Annotated in this window: 1 protein-coding gene; it reads left to right on the top strand. The window is 71.5% G+C overall.

Annotation, left to right across the window (positions count from 1 at the left end):
• Positions 1–166: 166 nt before the first annotated feature.
• Positions 167–441 (top strand): MMPL family transporter (locus tag AOK24_RS51205; protein WP_240554146.1); only part of this gene is annotated, 275 nt, incomplete at both ends.

Here is a 441-nt window from a genome sequence, read left to right as displayed (position 1 = left end):
CCGCCGCCGCGAGCGCCGGCGTGCTGGACAACCTCAAGTCGGGCGGCTTCGACGACCCCGGCTCGGACTCGGTGGCCGCCGCCGAGGCCCTGGAGCGCTCCTTCCCGGACAGCCAGCCCAACCTGGTCGTCCTGGTGAGGGACGCGAAGGGGGGTGTCGACTCGNNGCGACGCGACCCTGCGCGCGCAGGACGCGGGCCTGGTCCTCGTCCGCGTGGACGGCGACGAGAACGCGTCGATCCGCACCGCCAAGAAGCTGCACGAGGAGCTCTCGGACCCGCAGGGCGCGGTCGCGGTCTCCTTCGGCGGGATCACCGCCATCAACAACGACATGAACAGCCAGGTGGAGAAGGACATCATCGCGGCGGAGACGATCGCGATCCCGATCACCCTGCTGCTGCTCGTGCTGGTCTTCCGGGGCCTGGTCGCGGCGCTGCTGCCG

Origin of the sequence: Streptomyces niveiscabiei, from assembly GCF_001419795.1 — a bacterium.
Lineage (GTDB): Bacteria > Actinomycetota > Actinomycetes > Streptomycetales > Streptomycetaceae > Streptomyces > Streptomyces niveiscabiei.
Note: the sequence above shows the minus strand (reverse complement) of the source record. Positions and strands in the feature narration are given on the sequence as shown.